Raw genomic sequence first — 15,063 nt, 5'->3', positions numbered from 1 at the left:
AGGATAAGACTTTAATTCAAGTCAGCATTTGAATAGCCAAGGGCAGTCAAGAAAAGTGCTTCTTCGCATGCCTTCATCGTGCTTATTTTTAAGTGAGCTCTCGAGATTGTCGTTGGTTTTCCCTCATCATGATAATATCAATAAGAGCGGGCATTGATTAGAACGTTGGCATCTTAAAAGTCAGTCATACGAAGATGAAGAAAGATCTTTGGATGAGCTAAGGCGATTGATGCTTTCTGAGAGTGTTCATGTTGAGGAAAGTTGAACGAATAAATCTTTAAGCCTTATTTACTAATCAAATATAAATTTTTCGCTCAAGTTAAAATCACATGTTAAGGAGCCGCAACCATGCCGACTTACAATAAACTCGTTCGGGATCTGATCCCGGCTATCATCCTGAAACAAGGGTTGGAGCCGAAAACACGCCTGCTGGACGAGGAGGAGTATAAGCAGGAGCTCCGGACCAAGCTGACCGAGGAAACCGGCGAATACTTGGCTGCGGAGACCGATGCTGAAGCCGGTGAGGAGCTGGCTGACATCCTGGAGCTGCTGCATGCCTTGGCTGCGACGCATGGCCTTTCCCCGGAGCAGCTTGAGAGCATCCGTGCGGACAAGGCTTCCAAGCGGGGCGGATTCAGGGAGCGCATCTACCTGATCGAGGTCAAAGATGCCTGATAATATCAAGCTCATCACCGAGAATCTGGCGGATGAGCTGATTCCCGGTATCCAGCAGGCTTCGGGCATTTATATCCTGACTTCGTTCGTTATGGAATCCGGTGTCCGCATCCTCGCCCCGCATCTGAGGGAAGCGCTGGAGAGGGGAGCCGAGGTCAAGCTGCTCGCTGGAGACTATCTGTTCGTCACGCAGCCTGAGGCGCTGCGGGCGCTGCTTCGCATTCATCCCGGTATCGAGGCGAGGCTGTGGCGCAGCCGCGGCACGTCTTTCCATCCGAAGGCGTATCTGTTCGACTATATGAACGGCCAAGGCAAGTTCATCGTCGGCTCGTCCAATCTGTCCCGTTCCGCGTTCAAGATGGGACTGGAGTGGAATCTGTCGGTCAACGCTCAGCTCGAGCCGTTCACATTCCAAGAAGCGCTGGACAAGTTCATGCGCCACTTCTACCACGATCAAACGAATGCGCTGACCGAGGGAGTGATCGCGGCCTATGAGCAGGAGTACATGCGCAATCGTCAGAAATACCCGGAGCTCGTGCGGCAGATCGTCGAGGAGGAGGAAGCCGATCTCGGCGGCGCTGCGGTCAGCGGGGGTGCGGTAAATACCGACAATGCTGCTGACGGTGGCACTTCATCCGAAGCGTCCGCGCTGGTTCCGCGACCCGCGCAAGCCGGAGCTCTCGAAGCGCTGGAGAATGCGCTCGATGAAGGCTACAGCCGGGCGATGGTCGTCATGGCGACCGGTCTCGGCAAGACTTATTTGGCGGCATTCTTCGCCCGCAATCGGTTTCGGCGCGTGCTGTTCGTCGCCCATCGGGAGGAGATCCTGCTCCAGGCGAAGCAGTCGTTCCTCCATGTCATGCCGGACAAGTCCGCCGGGCTCTACAACGGCATGGCCAAGGAAGGCGAGGCGGAGCTGATCTTCGCTTCGATCTACACGCTCGGAACGAAGCGTCATCGCGAGCTGTTTGAGCCGGATGCCTTCGACCTGATCGTCATCGATGAATTCCACCATGCCGCGTCCAGGTCGTATCAGGCGCTGCTTGATTATTTCCAGCCTAGATTTCTGCTCGGCATCACGGCGACGCCTGAGCGTCTGGACGGCAAGGATGTGTATGCGCTATGCGACGGCAATGTGGCTTACCAGATCCATTTCATCGAGGCGATTCAGAAGGGCTGGCTAAGTCCGTTCCGCTACTACGGCGTCTATGATGATACGGACTATTCGCAGCTGACCTGGCTTGGAAGTGGATATGACGAAGCGGAGCTGCTTGCTGTCCAACTGCGGGAAGAGATGGCGGAGCGCATCTATGACGCTTGGCTGAAGCATCGGCAGACGCGGACGATCGGGTTCTGTTCATCGATCTCGCAGGCGAATTTTCTCGCACGTTATTTCTCCAGCCATGGTGCGGTCGCAGTAAGTCTGAGCTCGGAGTCGAGTCCGGCTCAGCGCCGGGAAGCGGTCCGGAGGCTGGCGGATGGCGAGCTGGATGTGATCTTCACCGTGGATCTGTTCAATGAGGGCGTCGATATCCCGTCGGTCGATACGCTGCTGTTCGTACGGCCGACGCAGTCGCTGACGATCTTCACCCAGCAGGTGGGCCGCGGCCTGCGGCTGCATGGGGGCAAGGACAGCTGCGTGATCATCGATCTCATCGGCAACTACCGCAACGCGGACATCAAGCTGAGTTTGTTCGATACGGGAGCTGGCGGGGGGAAAGGCAAGCCCAGCGGTATCTTGCCGACAGTTCCCGCTGGATGCATGATCGACTTCGAAACTGGAGTCATTGATCTACTCAGGGAACTGGCACGCAAGCGGCAGCCGCGCAAGGAGAAGCTGCTGACCGCATATCGGGATCTCAAGGATGATCAGCAGCGGCGGCCGACTTATCTGGAACTGCATTTGCACGGCCGGGAGAACTGTCGTGAGTACAAACAGGAATTCGGCGCCTACGCGTCATTCCTTGGCTGGGCGGAGGAACTGAAGCCTCAAGAGCAGGAGGTGCTTAAACGCTATAAGGATTGGCTGCTGGAAGCGGAGGGCACCGGCATGACGAAGTCCTACAAGATGGTGCTGCTGCTCGCGATGCTCGAAAGAGGATCGGAGCGCTGGCCGCAGCCGATTGCCGCGGTAGAGGCGGCACCGTTCTTCCATCGGTATCTGACCGAGAAGCAGTATCGCCGCAAGGTGGATATGTCCGACAAGCAGTCGCAAGCGTTGCTGGACTATAACGAGAAAAAGATCGCAGCCTTGATCGAAGACATGCCGATGGCCAAATGGAGCGGGAGCTCCAAAGGACTCGCGACTTTTGATGAGCGCGGTTTTGGCTTCAACTTGGACATCGCTGGGTCGGATCGGGAGATTCTATACCGCTGGACGCAAGAGATTTGTGAATACCGCCTTCATTCCTACTTTGAGAAGAAAGCTGGATAATTGGGTTGGGTTGATCAGTTCGACCTAACCTTCATGGGCTTCCGGGAAATTTCCCGGAAGCTTTTTGTGCAATCAAGGAAACGTTCGAGTCCTCCTCCGACATTCAGCTTCAATACCCTTCATGAATGGAAGGACGGTGTTTTTCACGTCAGCAGGCTTGATGATAAGGTGCATTAAAATGTCGACCCTCCGGGAGGGGCGACTGAAAATTAAGATAAGGCGAGAAATCGTAATGGAGAAACGGTTGTGGTCGCCTAGCTCAACCGCCAAAAGCCTAGGCTTTGTGATAAGGCTTGCCAGCGTAGAAATGAACATGAGGTCCGTAATTCAGCACATCGCTAAACCGATCGGAGAAGGCCATAATAAATAGGCGAAGACACGTCCGATTGCAGGGATGCATGATCCCGAAAGGGATTGCGAGGCTGCCCGGACTGTCATCGCAATAAACCGCTGCGGGGAGGGTTGAAGGCTGCGGCATGATGCCGCAGATATTTGTAAGCGTTTACGGCTTGTCTTCTATCATTCTTTCTATTAATAAGGAGGCAATTGACGAATGGCAAAAACGAAACGCGCCTCGATGCTGCTGCTGGCATTGGCGCTGATCTTCGGATCGCTGTCGCTGCGTCCGAATGCGGCCGAGGCGGCGACGAACCTGGCGCTCGGCAAGTCCGTCGCAGCAAGCGGCTATGCGGATGTCTACCAGGCATCGAACATCAACGACGGCAATGCATCGACCTATTGGGAAAGCGTCAACAACGCCTGGCCGCAATGGGTCCGGATCGACCTCGGAAGCTCGCAGAGCGTCGGCCAAGTCGTCCTGAAGCTGCCTTCGGGATGGGAAGCCCGCACACAGAATATCCTCATCTCCGGCAGTACGAACGATTCTGCTTATACCACGCTTAAAGCGGCCGCGAACTACACCTTCGATCCTGCCAGCAGCAATACGGTCACTGTCTCGTTCACGGCAGCAAGCGTGCGCTACGTGAAGCTGACCGTCACCTCCAATACGACTTGGCCGGCGGGCCAATTCTCGGAATTCGAAATCTACGGCGGAACCGCCCCGACACCAACACCGACACCGACACCAACGCCAACACCAACACCAACACCAACACCGACACCAACACCAACACCGACACCGACACCAACGGCCACCCCGACGCCAACGCCGACAGCCACCCCGACCCCGGGTCCCGGCTCGAATCTGGCTCTAGGCAAGCCTATCTCGGCCAACTCGACGGTCTATACCTTCGTGGCGGCCAACGCCAATGACGGCAACACGGCTACTTACTGGGAAGGCGCCGGTGGCTCCTATCCCAACACGCTGACCGTCAGCCTGGGGGCGAATGCAACGCTCAGCTCCGTCGTGCTGAAGCTGAACCCCGATTCGTCCTGGGGCAAGCGCACGCAGACGATCCAGGTGATGGGCAAAGCCCAGAATGGAAGCTCGTTCACGAGCCTCGCCGCTGCCAAGGACTATGTCTTCGATCCGGCTTCGGGCAACACGGTGACGATTCCCGTCTCCGGCACCGCGAGCGACGTGCAGCTCGTCTTCACGGCCAACACCGGCTCCCCCGCCGGCCAGGTCGCCGAGTTCCAGGTCGTCGGAACGCCGGCTCCCAATCCGGATCTCACCGTAACGAGCCTCTCCTGGACTCCGGCTTCCCCCGTGGAAACGGACTCCGTGACGCTCACCGCAGCCGTCCGCAACATCGGAACGGCAGCCTCTACCGCCACGAAGGTCAACTTCTACCTCGGCAGCGCCTTGGCCGGAACGGCCGATGTCGGCGCTCTTGCGGCAGGCGCTTCCGTCAACGTGCCGCTGAGCATCGGAGCCAAGGATGCAGGCTCCTATCAAGTAACCGCCAAGGTCGACGAGAACAACGCGGTCATTGAACTGAACGAAACCAACAACAGCTTCACGGCCGCTTCGGCGCTTGTTGTCAGCCCCGTTTCCAGCTCCGATCTCATCGCTTCCAGCGTAAGCTGGAGCCCGGGCAACCCGGCTGCCGGCAACACGGTCAGCTTCTCCGTCATCCTCAAAAACCAAGGAACGGCGGCATCCGCGGCAGGCGCTCACGGCATTACGCTGACGCTGTCGGACGCCACGAGCGGCGCTGTGCTGAAAACGCTGACCGGCTCCTACAACGGCACGCTTGCCGCAGGAGCTTCCACGGCTCCGATCAGCCTCGGCACCTGGACGGCCGTGAACGGAAAATACACGGTCAAGACCGTCATCGCCGTCGACGGCAACGAGCTGCCGGTCAAGCAGGCGAACAACACGAGCACGCAATCGTTCTTCGTCGGACGCGGCGCGAACATGCCTTACGACATGTACGAAGCCGAAGACGGCGTGACGGGCGGCGGCGCCTCCGTCGTCGGGCCGAACCGCAACATCGGCGACATCGCCGGTGAAGCTTCCGGCCGCAAGGCGGTCACGCTGAACTCGACCGGCAGCTATGTGCAGTTCACGACCAAGGCGAGCACGAACACGCTCGTCGTGCGCTTCTCCATCCCTGACGCTCCCGGCGGAGGAGGCATCGATTCCACGCTGAACGTCTACGTCAACGGCAGCTTCTCCAAGGCGATCCAGCTGACGAGCAAGTACGCCTGGCTGTACGGCAATGAAACGAACCCGGACAACAGCCCTTCTTCAGGCGGTCCGCGGCACATCTATGACGAAGCCAACATGATGTTCGACACGACGATTCCGGCGGGCAGCACGATCAAGCTGCAGAAGGATGCGGCCAACACGACGAACTACGCCGTCGACTTCATCAACCTGGAGCAGGCGACGCCGATCGCCAACCCGAACCCGGCCAAGTACGTCGTCCCGGCCGGCTTCTCGCATCAGGACGTACAGAACGCGCTGGACAAATTCCGCATGGACACGACCGGCACGCTGGAAGGCGTCTACCTGCCGGCGGGAACGTACTCGACCTCGAACAAGTTCCAGGTCTACGGCAAGCCGGTTAAAATCGTCGGCGCAGGCCCTTGGTATACGCGCTTCACGGCGCCGGCCACCCAGGACAATACCGACATCGGCTTCCGCGCCGAAGCGACGGCGAACGGCTCGACCTTCTCCGGCTTCGCCTACTTCGGCAACTATAAGAGCCGAATCGACGGACCGGGCAAGGTGTTCGACTTCTCCAACGTGGCGAACATGACGATCGACAACATCTGGACCGAGCATCAGGTGTGCATGTACTGGGGAGCCAATACCGATTACATGACGATCAAAAATTCCCGCATCCGCAACACCTTCGCCGACGGCATCAACATGACCAACGGCAGCACGAACAATCTCGTCTCCAACATCGAGGCGCGCGCGACAGGCGATGACAGCTTTGCGCTGTTCTCGGCCATCGACGCAGGCGGAGCGGACGAGAAGGACAACATTTTTGAAAACCTGACCTCGATTCTTACTTGGCGCGCTGCAGGTCTGGCGGTGTACGGCGGCTACGGCAACACGTTCCGCAACATCTACATTGCCGACACGCTCTGCTACTCCGGCATCACGATCAGCTCGCTCGACTTCGGTTATCCGATGAACGGCTTCGGCGCTTCGCCGACGACCAACCTGCAGAACATTTCAGTCGTCCGCTCCGGCGGCCATTTCTGGGGACAGCAGGTATTCCCGGCCATCTGGGTATTCTCGGCCTCCAAAGTGTTCCAAGGCATCCGGGTGAGCGATGTGGATATCATCGACCCGACTTATGTCGGCATCATGTTCCAGACGAACTACAGCGGCGGCCAGCCTCAAAACCCGGTCACCGACACGATCTTCACGAACGTCTCGATCTCCGGCGCGCAGAAGAGCGGCGATGCCTACGACGCCAAGTCCGGCGTAGCCATCTGGGCCAATGAAATGCCGGAACCGGGCCAAGGGCCGGCAGTCGGCTCCGTGACGTTCAACAATTTGAAGCTGACGAACAACTTCACGAATATCAAAAACACGACTTCGACGTTCAAGATTACGGTCAACTGAAGCGCTTCATGAGCCATCCAGGCTCATGCGAGGTTGAGATTCCGTTACGCTGAACCTGTCGGATAAGGACGCAAATCGGACCATAGCCCGCCGGAGAGGATGCTTTCCGGCGGGCTATTTTTTGCCGTGACAGGCTGAACGGTGATCTTCCCGGAATTTCCTTGGGCTCATTCCCTAGCAGGAGCGATGGAGAGCATGCCGAAGTTATTGGAACGGCCCCTAACGAAACGACAGGGGAGCGACATCGGGAGGCTGCCGGCGGACAATGCCGAAGCCCAATGACTGGAGGCGAAGAAAATTCGTAAACTGTTCGAGTACAACTGGCAGGTTCGCCGAGATTGGCTGGACTGGTGCAAGACGGTAAACGAGGAAGAGCTGATGAAAAGACGGACAGGCGGCATCGGATCCATTCTTCTGACGCTGTACCACATTGTGGCTGTCGAGTATGGCTGGATTTGCGGTGGAATCCAGGAAATAGAGGTTGATATTCCTTCGTTCGAAGAAGTGGCGAGCCTTCGGCAAATGACCGCATTCTCCGCCTCCTGCCACGCGGAGCTCGCTCCTTTCGTGCATGATTGGAACGACAGCATGGAAAACCGCATCATGATCGACATCACGGATGAAGGAGAGCGTGTTCCCCATACATACGGCGAGGTGATGCGGCATTTGATCGCCCACGAAATCCATCACGCCGGGCAATTGTCTGTATGGTCGCGGGAGCTTGGAAAAGAGCCGGTTACGGCCAACTTGATCGGCAGAGGGCTGTTCGAAATGCCGGTTTAATCGTACCGTCGGTCGCATCCGCATAAAGATTCAATATCGTCCGCAGCGGCAGCAATCGCAATCGGTGGAAGAGCAAAGAGCAAGCCCTTGCCGAATACCGGGAACGTAATCGCTGAATAATCCATGGGAATACAAAGAAACCGGCAAAGAGACTGGCTCCGTGAGCCCTTGCTCTTTGCCGGTTTTTAGTGCCGGTTCCATGGATGCGGCGGTCAGCTCCTGCGATTGGCCGCGCAAAGCAGCTTCAGCTCTTTGTTCGAATTCGCAGCCTGCCCGTTTTTTGCGGTCGACGGAGTTCGGTTAGGATGAGCCGATGCGCTATGGTAAAGTAAGAAGATAACGCATTTCCGCCCTATCGGGGCAAGACTGTACATAAGGAGCTTGGTCGCTCATGGAAATCTTCATCATGGTGATGGCGCTGCTGGTCCTGATCGGGGTCTCCAACATCATCAACCGCTTCATTCCGTTCGTCCCGGTGCCGATCATTCAGATCGTGCTCGGCATCGTGGCCGCTTATTTCCCGTGGCTGCATCATGTGCCGCTGAATCCGGAGCTGTTCTTCGTGCTGTTCATCGCTCCGCTGCTGTTCAATGACGGCAAGATCACGCCGCGCGAGGAGCTGTGGAAGCTGCGCTCCTCCATCCTGCTGCTGGCGCTCGGCCTCGTGTTCACGACCGTGCTCGTGGCCGGCCCGTTCATCCACTGGATGATTCCGGCCATTCCGCTGTCGGCAGCGTTCGCGCTGGCGGCGATCCTGTCCCCGACGGATGCCGTCGCCGTCGGCTCCATCGCGAGCCGCGTCAAGCTGCCGGGCAGCATCATGCGCCTGCTGGAGGGCGAGGCGCTCATGAACGACGCCTCCGGCCTCGTCGCCTTCAACTTCGCCATCGCAGCGACAGTGACCGGCTACTTCTCGCTGACCAATGCCGTCGGCAGCTTTTTCGTCATCGCGCTGGGGGGTCTGGCGCTCGGAGCCGCGCTCGGCTTCGCTGTCGTCTGGCTGCGCGTCTGGCTGCGCCGCTGGGGAATGGAGGACGTCACGGTCCATATGCTGATCCTCATCCTGACGCCGTTCGTCATCTATCTCGCGGCGGAGCATCTGCATGTCTCCGGCATCCTGGCCGTCGTGGCCGCAGGCGTCGTCCATGCCATCGAGAGGGATCGGATGGGTCCATCCACGATCAAGCTCAACGTCGTCTCCGACAGTACCTGGTCGGTCATCATCTTCTGCCTGAACGGCCTTGTGTTCATGTTGCTCGGCCTTGAAATTCCGGATGTCATCCAGGTGGTCTGGGAAGATCCGAATTACAACAACGGCAAGGTCATCGGGTATATTTTCGCCATTACGGCGCTGCTGCTCCTGCTCCGGATGGCTTGGGTATGGGCCAATGAACGCAAGTTCAAGACGTCGCTGCTGACCGCCTTGTCCGGGGTGCGGGGAGCGGTGACGCTGGCGGGCGCGTTCTCCATTCCGCTCTTCCTGGGGGATGGCTCCGTGTTTCCGGAACGCAACCTGATCCTCTTCATCTGCGCCGGCGTCATCCTGATCACGCTGCTGCTCGCCAGCGTCATGCTGCCGCTGCTGACCCGCTCGTCCGAAGACGGCAAGACCAAGGATATGGAGGCGGCGTCCAAGGAAGCGGAGCGCCGCGCGCGCATTATGGTGCTGGACGCTGGACTGAGGACTGTGCAAGGGGAAATGCGCGAGGACAATCAGGCGGCGGCTCTTGATCTGCGCGCCGACTACGTCCAGCGCATCCAGCAGCTGCGGCTCGGCCTTGCTGCGGAGGCGGAATCCAGAAGCGCCGTCGTCGACCTGCGCCTGCATGCTCTCGAGGCGGAGCGCAAGGTTGCCCGCGAATGGCTGGAGGAAGGCCGAATCACGCCCGACATGGAGGAGGCCTTCCAGCATTATCTCAACCGCGTTGAGCTTGCCCTGACGAACCGAATCAAGCTGCTGGCTACGCTGCTCTACGGTTTGTTCCTCCGCCTGTTCACCAAGCGGGGAAGGCACCGCAAGGCCAAGCTGAAGGGAACCCGGAGCAAGGAAGCCTATCTGGAGCTCAAGCAAGCCTCGGTCAAGGCGGCCGGGGAACGGATCAAGGAGCTGGAAGGCCGTTACAGCAAGGATATCGTGCTTGCGATGGTGGCGCATTACCGCGAGCTGGAGCTCCGTCTATGCAGCGGCCAGGCGGCGCTCGGCCGCCCGCTTGGCTCCAAGGAAGGGCGCAAGGAGCTGGAGCAGAAGGCCGTCCAAGCCGAGCGCAATGAAATCCAGCGCTTGTTCGAGAGCGGGGACATCGACCGGAAGCTTGCAGGCAAGCTGAGGGTCTACGTCAATTACCGGGAAGCAAGCCTGCATGAGAACGACGAAGTAGGGGTTCATGCCCACTAGACGGATACAGTTATTCCTGTTATACATAGGCTGTACGATGGCAGGTCCTTCGTTCGGGCCGGCAGCGGGAGCGCGGGAGTCGGGACGGACAGGGCAGCGGCATTCATGAAAGGGGAAGCGAGCCACATGGACGGCATTCAGGAGCAGAAGCAAATGCGAGAGCAGGAGTCGGGGCCGATACGGTACATTCCGATGGACGACAGCCATTACGAAGACTCCATCTCTCTGTGGAAGCGGATGGACGGATTGGTGCTGAGCGGGGCTGATTCGCGCGAGGCGATCTCGGCCTATCTGGAGCGGAACCCTGGCCTGAGCCTGGTCGCCACTGCTGCAGGCAGAGTCGTCGGCACGCTCATGGCAGGCCATGACGGAAGGCGCGGCTGGCTGTACCACCTGGCCGTAGACCCGGAATTCCGGGGAAGAGGCATAGGCGGCGAGCTCGCGGAGCGATGCCTGCGCGGACTCGGAGAAGCCGGCATCGAGCGCTGTTATCTCATGGTCATGGAGAACAACGACGGGGGAGCGGCCTTCTGGACGAAGGCCGGCTGGGAGCAGCGGGACGGCATTCTGCTCTTTTCCAGGGATCCGGAGAAGCCGGCGTCCGGCGCGGGCAGATCGGGAGCCTCCGTCTCCAAGGAAGAGAAGAAGGCCGGAAGCAGCTGCAGCTGCTGAGCTTGGCAAGAAATCCGAGAATGGAAGGGCGGGGCGGTTGATGCAGACAACAAAGCTGCCGAAGGAACAGAAGAAGCAGCTCATCGGAGAGCTGCAGCATTATTTCCTCATGGAAAGGGACGAGGAGCTCGGGGAGCTGCCCGCGGAGCTGATGCTGGACTTCATGCTCTCGCTGCTGTCGCCGGTCATCCGCAATCAGGCTGTCGAGGATGCCGTCCGAACCGTGCGCGAGCGTATGGGAGCGCTGGAGGAGGACCTTTATTCCCTTCAGCAAGGGAGCCGGACGGCGCGGAAATGAACAGCGGCTGGAAATAAACCGCCGCTTGAAGTGAACCGCAGCTGAAAAAAAACGCAATCGGAAAGAAACCGCAATCGGAAAGAAACCGATTCGGAAAAGAACGGAAAAAGCCTGTCCTGCAGCCGGTAAACCCGGCGCGGGACAGGCTTTTTTTTCAATACATGTTCTTGCCGTAGAAAATCTCGTCCATCTCGCCCTTGAGCTTCTCGGTTATCTCCTGCTGCTCTTCCTCGCTCAGCTTGTCCTTCGAATAGCCGAACAAATAGTTGTTGAGATCGAACTGCTTCAGCTTGCACTTCGTGTGGAAGATGTTCTCTTGGTAGACGTTCACGTCGATCATGTGGAACAGGTCCTTCGCCTCGTCCGGGATGTAATTCTGGATCGAGCTGATATCGTGGTCGATGAACAGCTTATGCCCGGTAATGTCGCGGGTGAAGCCCCGCACCCGGTAGTCCAGCGTCATGATGTCCGTATCGAAGGAGGAGATGAGGTAGGTCAGCGCCTTCAGCGGGCTGATCTCGCCGCAGGTGGACACGTCGATGTCCGCCCGGAACGTGCTGATGCCTTCGTCGGGATGGAATTCGGGATACGTATGGACGGTGATATGGCTCTTGTCGAGCTGAAGGACGACGTTGGAAGGCATCGGTCCCGGAGATTCGCCGAAGGTGCCCTGGGGAACCTGCACGACGGGGCCTTCGGAGACGAGCAGCGTGACGCTGGCGCCCTGCGGCTCGTAATCCTGCTTGGCCGTATTGAGCACATGCGCTCCGATGATATCCGACACATGATGGAGGATATGGTTGAGACGTTCGGAATTGTACTGCTCGTCAATGTAAGCCAGGTAGGCCTCGCGCTCCTGCTTGTTGCGCGTGTAGCATATATCGTACATGTTGAAGCTCAGCGATTTGGTCAGGTTGTTGAACCCGTGAAGGGCGATGACCTGCTCGTGTGTCAATTTCATCCGGCAATCCTCTCCTTTGCGCGCCTGTGCCAAGTTATTCGTACTATTACCCCGGCCTGCAAAAGTTTACCCTCGCCCCCGTCTTGCGGTGCCAGGGAAGGCAGACGGCGAAGCTGCAGCGCCGCCAAGCACGCCAAGCGTCAAAGCATGCCAAGCACGCCCAGCTTTATCAGCCCTGCGCCTTGGGCACGGGCGGCACCGCTTGCTCCGCCTTGCCGCCGCCCCGCCTGCGCGAAGCCCGCTCAGCCGGATCGAACCGCCGCTGCACATACCCGAGCACGATGTCGGCGACAATGGCGAGCAGGGCGGCTGGAAGCGCTCCGGCATAGATGCGCAGCGAATTCTGGCCGTTGATGCCGGCGTACACTTCGCGGCCGAGGCCGTCGCCGCCGACAAGCGGGGCGATCGTGGCCACTCCGATGGCGATGACGGCCGCGATGCGGATGCCGGTCATCATATAGGGCAGCGACAGCGGCACGCGCACGCTCCACAGCAGCTGCCAGCGGCTCATCCCGACGCCGCGGCCGGCTTCGAGAAAGCTGCTGCCGACCTGCTGCAGGCCGACATAGGTGTTGCGCACGATCGGGTTGAGGGAGTACAGGAAGAGGCCGGCCATGACGGTCGTGTTGCCCAGACCCATCCAGAGCATGAGCAGGACGAGCATCGCGAGGCTCGGCACGACCTGAAGGATGCCGGTGATCGCCAGGATAATCCGGGCGAGCGGCCTGCTCCTGGTGCACAGGATGCCGAGCGGCACGCCGGCCGCAAGCGCGAGCAGCACGCCGGCCGCCACCAGCTGCACATGCTGGATGAAATATTCGGACAGCAGGCCGCGGTTGCGGTACAGGTAGTCCCAGAAGTCGGCAAGCGTTTCTTGCTGCTCAGGCATTATGGAATCAATCCTTTCTCCTTCAGGTAGGCGAGCGCGACTTCGCGCTCGCTCTTTTTCTCGATGTCGACCTTGTAGTTGAGGCTCACAATCGTATCGCGGTCCATCGTGCCGAACAGCGGGGCGATCGCTTGCTTGATCTCCGGATGGCGGGCTTCCATGTCCTTGCGCATGACGGCCGACGCATCATAGGGCGGGAAAAAATGCTTGTCGTCCGCCAGCGTGGCCAGATCGAAGGCTTTCAGCCGGGCGTCTGTCGAGTACGCGAGGACGATGTCGACCTGCTTGTTCTTGACGGCGGAATATACGAGGCTCAGCTCCATCGGATAGGACTTGGCGAAGGAAATGCCGTAAACCTTCTGGAAAGCCGGGTAACCGTCGCTGACCCGCTCCAGCCAGGAGGTGTCCACGCCGAAGCGCATGGAGGCGGCATCCGGCTTGATGTCGGATATGGTCTTGTAGCCTTTCTGCTCCGCGACTTCGCGCCGGACGGTGAAGGCATACGTGTTCTCGAAGCCGAGCGGATCCATCCAGTCGAAGCCGAAATACTTGTCGAAGCCTTCCTTGGCTTGGCGCAGCACCTCGGCACGATCCTTGGTCGGCTTTACGGGAAAGTGGTTGTTGAAGATCTCGCCGGAATACAGCGTGGCCAGATCGATGTCGCCCCTGTCGAGCGCGCTGAATACGAGCGGGCTGGCAGCCAGGTCGGGAATGACCTTCACCTGCAGATCCGTGCTGCGTTCAATGAGGGCTTTGTACATTTCCGCCAGAATCTTCGTTTCGGTAAAGGTCTGGGCGCCGATCCGGAGGTCCGCCTTGCCCGTGCAGCCCGGGGCGAGCAGGAGGAACGCCAGCAGAAGCGGAAGCGCCGCCATGCGGCCGGCTTTTCCGGAGTATTGCGGCTTCTCCGGCCGGCTTGTCGCTTTCAGAATCGCGAACCGTTCTGCCGCCCGCCTCATCGCTTTCAGGACCGCGAACCGTTCTGCCGCCCGCCTCATCGCTTTCAGGACCGCGAACCGTTCTGCCGCCCGCTTCATCGCCTTCAGGACCGCGAACCGTTCTGCCGCCCGCTTCATCGCCTTCAGGACCGCGAACCTGTCCCCCGGCGGGCTTATCGCCGTAAGGCGCGCCATCCAATCCACGGGCATGTCTGTCCAATGTCTGCTCCTCACGCTGCTGCGCCTCCCCTCAAGCCGAAGCGGCGGGTCAGGGCGCCTTCTATCCAGCCGAGCAGCAGATCGGCGGCCAGCGACAGCGCGATCGCCCCGAGCGCACCGGCGACGATGAGATAGGGCTGGTTGACGCCCATGCCGGAGACGATCAGCTGTCCGAGGCCGCCGGCACCGATCAAGGTCGCCAGAGTGGCCCAGCTGATGACGTAGACGGTCGTCAGCCGGATGCCGGACATGATGTACGGCACGGCCAGCGGCAGCTGGACGCGCAGCAGCCGCTGCGCGGACGAATAGCCCATGCCGCGCGCCGATTCCAGCACATGGGGATCGACGCTGCGGAAGCCTTCATAAGTGTTGCGGAGCACCGGCATGATAGAGTAGAGCAGCAGCGCAAGCACCGCCGGCTTGACGCCGATGCCCATGAGCGGAATCAGGATGGCGAGCAGCGCTAGGCTCGGAATCGTCTGCAGCAGATTGGCCGCGAAGAACACGGCGCTGTTCAGCCAGCGGATCCGGTTGTAGACGAGCAGCACGCCGAGCGGCAGCGAGATGGCGCAGCCGAGCAGCACGGCGGCGAGCGAGATGCCCAGATGCTCGCGCAGCGCGGTCAGGATGTCGGGAAAGCGGTCCCGGACAAAAGAAAAGAAGCCGATCATGAAGGATCCTTCCCTTCGTCGTCAGTACGCTCCGGCGCCGTCCCGCCGCTATCCGTTGGGGAATTTTCTCCGCTGTCTCCTCCCGCTCTGCCACGGGCTCCTTGGTCATCATCATCAATGTCTCTCTCCGCATCGCCGCG

The 15,063-nt window shown here is 59.4% G+C and carries 11 protein-coding genes; 7 read left to right on the top strand and 4 right to left on the bottom strand.

Annotation, left to right across the window (positions count from 1 at the left end; translation table 11 throughout):
* Positions 1–348: 348 nt before the first annotated feature.
* The 7 genes from AC06G8_RS18260 (at position 349) to AC06G8_RS18230 (ending at position 11,245) form a co-directional block, all read left to right on the top strand.
* On the top strand, positions 349–675 hold the full coding sequence (locus AC06G8_RS18260) for a nucleoside triphosphate pyrophosphohydrolase (RefSeq protein WP_447665004.1): 327 nt from the start codon (positions 349–351) through the stop codon (positions 673–675).
* Positions 668–3,109 carry a DEAD/DEAH box helicase family protein gene (locus AC06G8_RS18255; RefSeq protein WP_480283489.1) on the top strand — a complete coding sequence of 814 codons (2,442 nt, stop codon included), beginning with the start codon at positions 668–670 and terminating at the stop codon, positions 3,107–3,109. The genes AC06G8_RS18260 and AC06G8_RS18255 overlap by 8 nt, the downstream gene beginning before the upstream one ends.
* A 553-nt stretch (positions 3,110–3,662) precedes the next feature.
* The gene (locus AC06G8_RS18250; protein WP_480283488.1) at positions 3,663–7,097 is read left to right on the top strand and encodes a galactose-binding domain-containing protein; all 3,435 of its coding nucleotides are present in this window, start codon (positions 3,663–3,665) and stop codon (positions 7,095–7,097) included.
* 297 nt (positions 7,098–7,394) lie between these two features.
* Positions 7,395–7,880, top strand: coding sequence for a DinB family protein (locus AC06G8_RS18245; RefSeq protein WP_480285465.1), 486 nt, complete (start codon positions 7,395–7,397; stop codon positions 7,878–7,880).
* A gap of 391 nt (positions 7,881–8,271) precedes the next feature.
* Entirely contained in the window at positions 8,272–10,275 is a 2,004-nt protein-coding gene (locus tag AC06G8_RS18240; RefSeq protein ID WP_480283487.1) for a Na+/H+ antiporter, read from the top strand.
* Positions 10,276–10,401: 126 nt separating this feature from the next.
* Entirely contained in the window at positions 10,402–10,947 is a 546-nt protein-coding gene (locus AC06G8_RS18235) for a GNAT family N-acetyltransferase (RefSeq protein WP_480283486.1), read from the top strand.
* A 40-nt stretch (positions 10,948–10,987) separates the two neighbouring features.
* The gene (locus AC06G8_RS18230; RefSeq protein ID WP_480283485.1) at positions 10,988–11,245 is read left to right on the top strand and encodes a DUF2164 domain-containing protein; all 258 of its coding nucleotides are present in this window, start codon (positions 10,988–10,990) and stop codon (positions 11,243–11,245) included.
* A 154-nt stretch (positions 11,246–11,399) separates the two neighbouring features.
* Here AC06G8_RS18230 and speD read toward each other — a convergent pair whose 3' ends face one another.
* The 4 genes from speD to AC06G8_RS18210 all read right to left on the bottom strand — a co-directional run bounded on the left by speD (position 11,400) and on the right by AC06G8_RS18210 (position 14,923).
* Positions 11,400–12,206 (bottom strand): adenosylmethionine decarboxylase, encoded by an 807-nt coding sequence (gene speD, locus AC06G8_RS18225; protein ID WP_480283484.1) that lies wholly within the window; start codon positions 12,204–12,206, stop codon positions 11,400–11,402.
* Positions 12,207–12,375: 169 nt separating this feature from the next.
* Entirely contained in the window at positions 12,376–13,095 is a 720-nt protein-coding gene (locus AC06G8_RS18220) for an ABC transporter permease (RefSeq protein ID WP_480283483.1), read from the bottom strand.
* On the bottom strand, positions 13,095–14,267 hold the full coding sequence (locus AC06G8_RS18215; protein ID WP_480283482.1) for a glycine betaine ABC transporter substrate-binding protein: 1,173 nt from the start codon (positions 14,265–14,267) through the stop codon (positions 13,095–13,097). The genes AC06G8_RS18220 and AC06G8_RS18215 overlap by 1 nt, the downstream gene beginning before the upstream one ends.
* Complete coding sequence (locus AC06G8_RS18210) at positions 14,264–14,923, bottom strand: ABC transporter permease (protein WP_480283481.1); 660 nt, start codon at positions 14,921–14,923, stop codon at positions 14,264–14,266. Before AC06G8_RS18210 ends, AC06G8_RS18215 begins: the two co-directional genes overlap by 4 nt.
* Positions 14,924–15,063 lie beyond the last annotated feature (140 nt).

The sequence above is a fragment of the Paenibacillus sp. SJS-P3 genome (assembly GCF_056711585.1).
This window is presented reverse-complemented; position numbering and strand designations above follow the sequence as displayed.

What these genes read in the sequence shown, in the direction of transcription:
- AC06G8_RS18260 (WP_447665004.1), top strand. Translation starts at nt 349, where the DNA reads ATGCCGACTTACAATAAACTCGTTCGGGATCTGATCCCGGCTATCATC.
- AC06G8_RS18255 (WP_480283489.1), top strand. Translation starts at nt 668, where the DNA reads ATGCCTGATAATATCAAGCTCATCACCGAGAATCTGGCGGATGAGCTG.
- AC06G8_RS18250 (WP_480283488.1), top strand. Translation starts at nt 3,663, where the DNA reads ATGGCAAAAACGAAACGCGCCTCGATGCTGCTGCTGGCATTGGCGCTG.
- AC06G8_RS18240 (WP_480283487.1), top strand. Translation starts at nt 8,272, where the DNA reads ATGGAAATCTTCATCATGGTGATGGCGCTGCTGGTCCTGATCGGGGTC.
- AC06G8_RS18235 (WP_480283486.1), top strand. Translation starts at nt 10,402, where the DNA reads ATGGACGGCATTCAGGAGCAGAAGCAAATGCGAGAGCAGGAGTCGGGG.
- AC06G8_RS18230 (WP_480283485.1), top strand. Translation starts at nt 10,988, where the DNA reads ATGCAGACAACAAAGCTGCCGAAGGAACAGAAGAAGCAGCTCATCGGA.
- speD (WP_480283484.1), bottom strand. Translation starts at nt 12,206, where the DNA reads ATGAAATTGACACACGAGCAGGTCATCGCCCTTCACGGGTTCAACAAC.
- AC06G8_RS18220 (WP_480283483.1), bottom strand. Translation starts at nt 13,095, where the DNA reads ATGCCTGAGCAGCAAGAAACGCTTGCCGACTTCTGGGACTACCTGTAC.
- AC06G8_RS18210 (WP_480283481.1), bottom strand. Translation starts at nt 14,923, where the DNA reads ATGATCGGCTTCTTTTCTTTTGTCCGGGACCGCTTTCCCGACATCCTG.